This window comes from Streptomyces sp., from assembly GCF_036566765.1.
In the GTDB taxonomy this organism is placed as follows: Bacteria; Actinomycetota; Actinomycetes; order Streptomycetales; family Streptomycetaceae; genus Streptomyces.
Window position 1 is genome coordinate 1 of record NZ_DATCVQ010000694.1, and the last position, 7,612, is coordinate 7,612.

A 7,612-nucleotide genomic window follows, 5' to 3' on the forward strand; every position below is an offset into this window, starting at 1 on the left:
ATCTCCGCATGGGGGAGGAAGTCGAACAGCGTGACGGCGATGGCGCACTGGTACAGCTCGACCAGACGTGGCGGCGAGAGCAGCTTGGGATCGTCCTCCAGCTTCAGCTGGCGGATGTCCACCACTTGTTGACCCATGAACACCTCACATGTCATCACGCTCGGTAACTTATAATCACCCTACGTGACAGGGGCGCGAATGGCGAGCAGGGGAACGCCGGCACCGAAGCCGCCAGACCGCGACGCGCCTCTCGGTCGACCGGTGCCTGGCCGGCGAACCGGACTCCCTCGCGGCCTACGGCATGTTCCTGGATCGCATCGCGAACGCCTACCAGCGCCATCGCACCGAGGCTTATCACCAGGAACAGCGCTGGCGACGGCATGCGTTCTGGAGCCGTCGACAGAGTTCAGCGTGAGCTTCGCCCACCTCGGCGGCGTCCCTATGGCGATCGTCTACGACCGCACCAAGACCGTCGTCCGACGCCACGTCGCTCCAGGCAAAGCCGTCCCGCTGCATCCGGAGGCGGTCGGCTTCGCCGGCCACTACGGCTTCGACATCGACGTCCTGGCGGCCTATCGGCTCACGGGCAAGGGCCGGGTCGAGCGACAAGTACTCATCGTCCGCGACCACGTCCTGTCCGGCCGGTCCTTTTCGTCCATCGAGGAGATGGACGCCGCCTTCACCACCTGGGCGCCCCAGCGACGAGCCCAGACCCACAGGACTCACCAGCATGGACGAGAGAGCCTGCCGGCGATGCATCCGCGAGCGGCGGGCCGCGGAGTCCGCGTTGTCGACGAGACGCACTGGGACGCCTGCCGACAGGCAAGGGCTCCGGCGCGGCACTGAGTCTGCGGGCAGCCGCAGGTCTATCTCTTGACGGAGACAACCGACTCATCGGGAGTAAAGCCATGGGACTCATCCACATCGAGCTGTTCGCGACCCTCGACCTCGTCGGGCAGGCGCCTGGCGGCCCCGACGAGGACCCGGTGGGGTTCCCGTTCGGCGGCTGGCAGGCGCCCCTGCTGGACGAGGTCGCCGGGGCGCAGGTCGGTGCCGCGTACGAGGGCACGGACGCCCTCCTGCTCGGTCGGCGGACGTACGACATCTTCGCCGCATATTGGCCTCACCAGCAGGGCGGCGAGGACAACGAGATCGCCACGCTCTTCAACAGCGTCCCGAAGTACGTGGCCTCCCGCGGCAGGCCCGACCTCTCATGGTCCGGGTCCACGCACCTCGGCCCGGACCTGGCCGCCGCGGTGCGCGAGATCCGTGCCCGGCACGAGCACGTGAAGGTCGTCGGGAGCCTGAACCTCGTGCAGAGCCTCCTGCGCGAGAAGCTCTTCGACCGTCTCGACCTCTGGGTGCATCCGATCGTGCTCGGCGTCGGGAAGAAGGTGTTCGAGGGCGGCGCGGTGCCCACCAACCTCACGCTTCTCGAACCCCCGGCGGCCGGCCCGAAGGGCACCGTCTACCTGCGCTACGGGCTCGCCGACGGCACGCCCGCCACGGGAGACATGAGCGCACCCGATCGCGGTGCCGCAAGCGACCACTGAAACGACGACAGTAGCGACGACAGAGGCCGCCCGTGCCCGATGCGTCCGGGCGGCGGTCAGGCCGGGCGCGGGAGGTACGCGAGGCCGTGCGCGCCGGGCTCGCCGAGCCTGGCGATGTCCAGCCGGGCCAGGCGCTCCAGCGTCTCCAGGTCCACGATGTCGACGGTGGACGAGACGACGCAGGCCACGAAGGCGAGCCGGCCGTCGGGGGACGAGGTGATGGTCAGCGGGAAGAGGCCGACGTCGAGCTCGCCGAGCTGCTTGCGGGTGTCGGCGCAGAACACCGTGAGGCGGCCCGGTGCCTGGCGTCCGAGTCGGGAGACCGCGTCGGGCTCCATGCGCACTTCGCCTGCGAGCAGCCTGCCCGTCGAGGTCAGGTGCACCGGCAGGACGATGTCCCCTGTGGGCAGGGTGTCGACGACAGAAGCCGTCCGGGTGTCGATGACCCGGATTCCGGTGGGCGGCCGTTCCTCGGCGGTGCCGGAGAAGTTGCCGTAGGGCGCGGCGACGAAGACGTGGGCGCCGTCGGCGGAGACGGCGAGGCCCTCACTGCCCGGTACCTCGACCTTCGCGGCGAGCGTGCCCCGTTCGAGGTCGACGACCGACACGAACGGCGCTTCCTTGTTGGTGGCGTAGCCCGTCCGCCCCGCCGGATCGATGGCGAACCAGTGCGGGCCGGGCGCGTCCGTGTCGATCCTGCCCAGGGGCCGGCGGGTCTCCGCGTCGATCACCACGACACCGCCGGGCCGGTCGTCCGTACTCTCCACACTGACGTAGAGGCGACCGCGCACCGGGTCCAGCGCCAGTCCGTGCGGCCCGTGTTCCGGGGCGAGGTCGACGACCTCGACGATGCGGCGGGTGTCAGGGTCGATGACGGCCAGTTCGGTGCGCCGGCCGCCGTTCGCGTGGTAGTAGCCCGAGTGGTACGTCAGGGTGCACCACAGCAGTCGCTGCGACGGGTCGAAGCACAACTCATGTGGCTCGGCAGGGACTTGCACATCGCTGAGGTGGCGGTCGGAGGCGGCGTCGAAGAACGAGACCGTCGGTCCGCTCTGACTGACGACGGCCAGGACGTCGCCTTCCCGACCGGCACGGGGGGACTGCTGCACAGCGGCTCCTTGACAGAGGTGAAGGGAATGCCGCGCGTCTTCGCCGGCATCTCCACTCTCCGCGCCGGAGGATGCCGCGACAATGCAAAGGTTGGCACTCAATCATTGACTCAGGCGTAAAAATGCAGTTCAGGAGGCATCGATGGATCTCAACCTGCTGCGAGCCCTGGACGCCCTGCTCCAGGAGAACAGCGTGACCCGCGCAGCGGAGCGCCTGGGCACCTCGCCCGCGGCGGTCAGCCGTACCCTGGCCCGGCTCCGCCGTGCCGTCGGCGACCCGCTGCTGGTCCGGGCCGGCCAGGGGATGGTCCCGACCCCGCGCGCCGTCGAACTCCGGGAGGAGGTCGGCGCGTTGCTGCGCGGCTGCGACAACGTCCTGCGGCCAGGTCCCGGTTTCGATGCCGTGCATCTCCGGCGCACCTTCACGGTGCAGGCCGCCGACCTGCTGCTGGTGGGACTGGCCGGGAGCCTGACCGAGCGGATCCACGCGGAGGCCCCGCAGGTGGACGTCGTCTTCCTTCCGGAGGCGATGGAGGGCGGCCCTGGGCTGCGGCAGGGCTGGGTGGACGTCGAACTGGGCGTCCTTGGACACCTGGACCCGGAGATCCGGACCCGGCAGCTCACCCGGATGCCGCTGGTCGGCATCGCCCGCAGCGGTCATCCCCTCTTCGACGGGCGGATCGACGCCCGCCGTTTCGCCGCGGCCGACCACATCGGCATCTCCCGGCTCGGCAAGCGCCTCGGGCCCATCGACAGCGCACTCGCGGAACTCGGGCTGCAACGCCGGACCGCGGTCGTGGTGCCCAGCCACACGAGCGCGATGATGCTCGCCCGGGACACCGACCTCGTCGCGCTCAGCCTGGCCGACTGGCTCCCCGACACCGTCACCGCCATGGGACTGCGGACGTTTCCCATCCCCCTCGACCTGGCGCCCCTGGACCTCGGCATGGCCTGGCACCCCCGCAACTCGACCGATCCGGGGCACCGCTGGTTCCGCGAGCACCTGGCAGCCGTCGTCCTGGCCCCGGCGGGACCGGGGGCGGCAGCCGCCCGCACCGCCAACTGACGGGACCGCACCCGCAGGTCGCCCGGCTCATCGACGCCCACCTGCACACCGCTATCGACCTCATCGCTCAAGAAATCGTAGGAAGCCCGCCGCTCACGGCGCGGCCAAAGCCGGAAACACCCACCCCCGACCCGTCAGATGATCTACGCGCCAGACTCCCGCCCCCGACCAGCACGAGCACCCCACCCGCCACCCACGCCAGCACCGCTGACCAGCCCGGATTCCTTGGAGCGATAGCTGACACACCAACAACAGGCCGGCGCGCGACGAGCTCGCGTCGCCAAGCGCTGGAGCGATGGTCAGGGGATGAGCAGCACCTTCCCGGCGGTCTTGCGAGCCTGCAGGTCCTCGTGGGCCTGCCGCGCGCCGGTTAGTTGGTATGTGGCGCCGATCCGTACCTTGAGGGAGCCGTCGACCATCGCTGCAAAGAGCTCACCCATCCGCCACTCCAGCTCGGCGCGGGTCTGGACGTAGTCGTCGCTATTTGGGCGGGTCAGATACACCGAACCGGCCTTATTGAGCAGTTGCGGGTCGATCGGCGGCACTGGACCGCTTGAGGCGTCGAATAGCGCCAGCAGGCCTCGCTTGCGCAGGCTTGCCAGGCTTCCATCCACAGTGGACTTGCCGACCCCATCGTAGACGACGTGAACACCCTCACCGGCGGTGAGCTTCCGGGTTGCATCGGCGAAATTCACTTGGTCGTAGCGGATCACCTCGTCGGCCCCAGCCTCGCGGGCAAGCGCCTCCTTCTCGGCGGTCGACACCGTGCCGATCACCCGCGCTCCCCGCGCCTTGGCCAACTGAATCAGCAGCCCCCCCCGTTAGCTTCTTCGTGGCTCCGCAATGGGGCCTCCGGCCTTCGGGCCCGGCATGACTTCCCCCCCTTGTTGTTCATGATCCGGGGGGTGGTGTCACCGGGTCCGGAGGCATCGACGGACCGCTGATGAGGGGCTTGATCACCAGCTTCACCCAGGCCGGAAGAGCTCTCCGTAACGTGGATGTGGCAGCTCGGTGCCGAGGCAAGGCCGGACGAAAGCGTGATGGAGGGGCCTGCACGTGATCGACACGAGTGACATCGACGTCTTCCTCGGCCTGGACGTCGGCAAGGGCGAACACCACGCCACCGCCGTCACCCCGGCCGGAAAGAAGGCCTTCGACAAGCGGCTGCCCAACACCGAACCCAAGCTCCGCGAGCTGTTCGCGAAACTCCAGGCCAAGCACGGAACGGTGTTGGTCGTGGTCGACCAGCCGGCCTCGATCGGCGCCCTGCCGCTGGCAGTCGCCCGGGACATGGGCTGCCCGGTCGCCTACCTGCCCGGGCTGACGATGCGGCGGATCGCCGACCTCTACCCCGGTGAGGCCAAAACGGACGCGAGGGACGCGTTCATCATCGCCGACGCGGCCCGCGCGATGCCTCACACGCTGCGGTCGATCGACGGCGAGGACGAGACGATCGCCGAGCTGGAGATGATCGTCGGCTTCGACGACGACCTGGCCGGCGAAGCAACCCGGGTCGCGAACCGCCTGCACGGCCTGCTGACCCAGATCCACCCCTCGCTGGAACGAGTCCTGGGACCGCGGTTGCAGCACCCGGCCGTCCTCACGCTGCTGGAACGGTTCGGGTCACCCGCCCAGATCCGCAAGGCCGGCAGACGTCGACTGGTAAACCTGCTACGGCCGAAGGCACCGAGGATGGCCGAGCGGCTCGTCGAAGAGATCTTTGCCGCGCTGGACGAACAGACCGTGACGGTCCCGGGAACCGACGCAGCCGCGCTCATCGTCCCGAGCCTCGCCGCCTCACTCACGGCCGTCCTTGACCAGCGGAAACTACTTGCCGGGCGGATCGAGGAACTGTTGGAGGCCCACCCTCTTTCGAAAGTCCTGATCTCGATGCCGGGAGTCGGCGTCAGGACCGGAGCCCGCATCCTGATCGAGGTCGGCGACGGCAGCACCTTCCCGACCGCCGGCCACCTCGCCGCCTACGCCGGTCTCACCCCCGCCACCCGCAGCTCGGGCTCATCGATCCGGGGTGAACAGCCGTCTCGGAGAGGGAACAAGCATCTCAAACGGGCTTTCTTCCTCTCCGCGTTCGCCGCCCTGGGCGACCCGGCATCGCGGACCTACTACGACAAGAAGATCGCCCAGGGCAAGCACCACACCCAGGCCCTGCTCTGCCTCGCCAGACGACGAGGCCACGTCCTCTTCGCCATGCTCCGCGACGGAACCTTCTATGAATCCCGGGCCGCCACCTCAAGCTGACCCTCATCAGGCACGCCGCACACGGGGCAGTCCCATTCGTCGAGCGAGTCGATCACGACAGGGTGATTGCAAAAGACGCACGGCCGCATGCCCTCACCGACCTGGTCTTCCACACACGCTTCATCGCTCATGGCAGACAGAGTGCCACCCGACCACCTTGACCAAGGACATAGGGGCACCCCCCCGGCCGCCGCGTGCACCAGGGTCGTTTCGCCCTCCTTGAGCGGATAGGTCGATGTGACCAGGTAATGCGCGGTGATCCCCTGCAACGGCACAGCAGCGGCGATCTGGTCGGTCACGCCGTCCGGTACGCGCACCGCCGAATCGGCTGGCACCAGCGCCCGCTGCGCGTAGCCGCCCGGCACGCCCTGCCAGGCCACCCGGTCCCCCTCGTCGAAACCGCGCACGTCCGGGCCGACCGCGACGACCGTCCCGGCGCCCTCCAAGGATGTAAGGCAGCGGGACCGGGTAAAGCCCAGTCCGTTGGTAGGTGTCGATGTAGTTCACACCCGCAGCCGCCACGTCGACCAGGAGCTCGCCCGGGCCTGGCGCGCCGATCTCCACCTCCGCGACCTCGAGCACCTCCGGGCCTCCGGTCCGCCGAACCTGCACTGCTGTGGGCATGCGTTCTACTCACTTCGGGTCACGTTCTCGGCCGCTACGACTGTAGCTGCCGAAAGGTTTTCCAGCTGACGGGAGGTGGGGGTGGCAATCGGGTGGGGTACGGGGCCCAAGCCGCCATTGAGTTGTGGGGACACTCTCGTGTGCTCTGGGCCTCGGCTCGGTGTCAGCTCGGCCTGCCGTCGCGAGATCAAGGCGCTCAACGGACTACAAGATCAGGGTGATTGTTCTCCGGACCGCTGCCCTTCTCGCCGCTACTGTCTCCACGTGCCTGTTGTGAACGACGGCGGCTCTCGGCTCTGTCGAAGATCTTGTGATGCCAGGCTGCTGAACTGGGCATTCAACAGGTGTGTAATTCGGGGAATTTGGGACGATTGCTGCCGCATCTGGCAAGTGTGGTCGCGGAGTCGGTCGAGAGGATGGCGGGAGCGGTCACGCTTCGCAGCAGGTGCGAGGCGCTCCCGGCCAGATGTCCGTCCTGCGCGATGCCGTCGTGGCGGGTGCACGGCCGTTACGTACGTCACCTCGCCGACGCACCCATCGGCGGCGCCCCGGTCTTCATCGAGGTCGTGGTGCGCAGGTTCAAGTGTCTCAATGCCGGTTGCCCCGCGGTGACGTTCGTGGAGCAGACCGAGGGGCTGCGCGCAGCGGGCCTGGCCGCGATCGCCGACCTTGGCTTCGTCGGCCTCGACGGCGGCGGTGTTCCGGACGCCGACCCGGCGGTCATCACAGGCTTCAAGAAGCCCAAGGGTAAGCAGCTCGCGGCCGCGAGAAAGCTGGTCAACCAGCTGAGCGCCGCGGAACGGGCGGTGTGTGAGCACGCGTTCGCGCATCTCAAGAACTGGCGCGTGCTGACCAAACTTCGCCTCGACGTGAAGTGGGCCACCCGGCTGGTCCGGGCGCTGATGATCCTCACCCAGCACGAGATCGCCCGCTGACCGACGATCTTCACACCAGACAGGCCCAGACGACCAGCACCAGTACGACATCACCCATCCACGCCA

Annotated in this window: 8 protein-coding genes and 1 pseudogene; 6 read left to right on the forward strand and 3 right to left on the reverse strand. The window is 68.5% G+C overall.

Features of this window, described 5'->3' with window-relative positions; translation table 11 throughout:
• The first annotated feature begins 411 nt into the window (after positions 1–411).
• Positions 412–846, forward strand: coding sequence for a hypothetical protein (locus VIU94_RS40155; RefSeq protein ID WP_524540666.1), 435 nt, complete (start codon positions 412–414; stop codon positions 844–846).
• A 62-nt stretch (positions 847–908) separates the two neighbouring features.
• Entirely contained in the window at positions 909–1,553 is a 645-nt protein-coding gene (locus tag VIU94_RS40160) for a dihydrofolate reductase family protein (RefSeq protein ID WP_331919838.1), read from the forward strand.
• A 56-nt stretch (positions 1,554–1,609) separates the two neighbouring features.
• On the opposite strand, the gene VIU94_RS40165 is transcribed toward VIU94_RS40160, so the two are convergent.
• Positions 1,610–2,662 (reverse strand): YncE family protein, encoded by a 1,053-nt coding sequence (locus VIU94_RS40165; protein ID WP_331919840.1) that lies wholly within the window; start codon positions 2,660–2,662, stop codon positions 1,610–1,612.
• Between the two features lie 142 nt (positions 2,663–2,804).
• Here VIU94_RS40165 and VIU94_RS40170 point away from each other — a divergent pair, with 142 nt between their 5' ends.
• On the forward strand, positions 2,805–3,728 hold the full coding sequence (locus VIU94_RS40170) for a LysR family transcriptional regulator (RefSeq protein ID WP_331919842.1): 924 nt from the start codon (positions 2,805–2,807) through the stop codon (positions 3,726–3,728).
• A 299-nt stretch (positions 3,729–4,027) separates the two neighbouring features.
• Here the strand turns inward: VIU94_RS40170 and VIU94_RS40175 are convergent, their stop codons facing one another.
• Positions 4,028–4,540, reverse strand: a complete 513-nt coding sequence (locus VIU94_RS40175) for a zinc-binding dehydrogenase (protein ID WP_331919848.1) — start codon at positions 4,538–4,540, stop codon at positions 4,028–4,030.
• 244 nt (positions 4,541–4,784) lie between these two features.
• Here VIU94_RS40175 and VIU94_RS40180 point away from each other — a divergent pair, with 244 nt between their 5' ends.
• Positions 4,785–5,987 carry an IS110 family RNA-guided transposase gene (locus VIU94_RS40180; RefSeq protein WP_331919844.1) on the forward strand — a complete coding sequence of 401 codons (1,203 nt, stop codon included), beginning with the start codon at positions 4,785–4,787 and terminating at the stop codon, positions 5,985–5,987.
• Here VIU94_RS40180 and VIU94_RS40185 read toward each other — a convergent pair.
• Positions 5,957–6,433: an alcohol dehydrogenase catalytic domain-containing protein gene (locus VIU94_RS40185; protein WP_331919846.1), complete on the reverse strand. Its 477-nt coding sequence runs from the start codon at positions 6,431–6,433 to the stop codon at positions 5,957–5,959. The genes VIU94_RS40180 and VIU94_RS40185 overlap by 31 nt on opposite strands.
• A gap of 594 nt (positions 6,434–7,027) precedes the next feature.
• Here VIU94_RS40185 and VIU94_RS40190 point away from each other — a divergent pair.
• Positions 7,028–7,189, forward strand: a pseudogene (locus tag VIU94_RS40190) (transposase family protein); the annotation flags it as partial.
• Positions 7,190–7,228: 39 nt separating this feature from the next.
• The gene (locus VIU94_RS40195; RefSeq protein ID WP_331919850.1) at positions 7,229–7,546 is read left to right on the forward strand and encodes a transposase family protein; all 318 of its coding nucleotides are present in this window, start codon (positions 7,229–7,231) and stop codon (positions 7,544–7,546) included.
• The last annotated feature ends 66 nt before the right edge of the window (positions 7,547–7,612 follow it).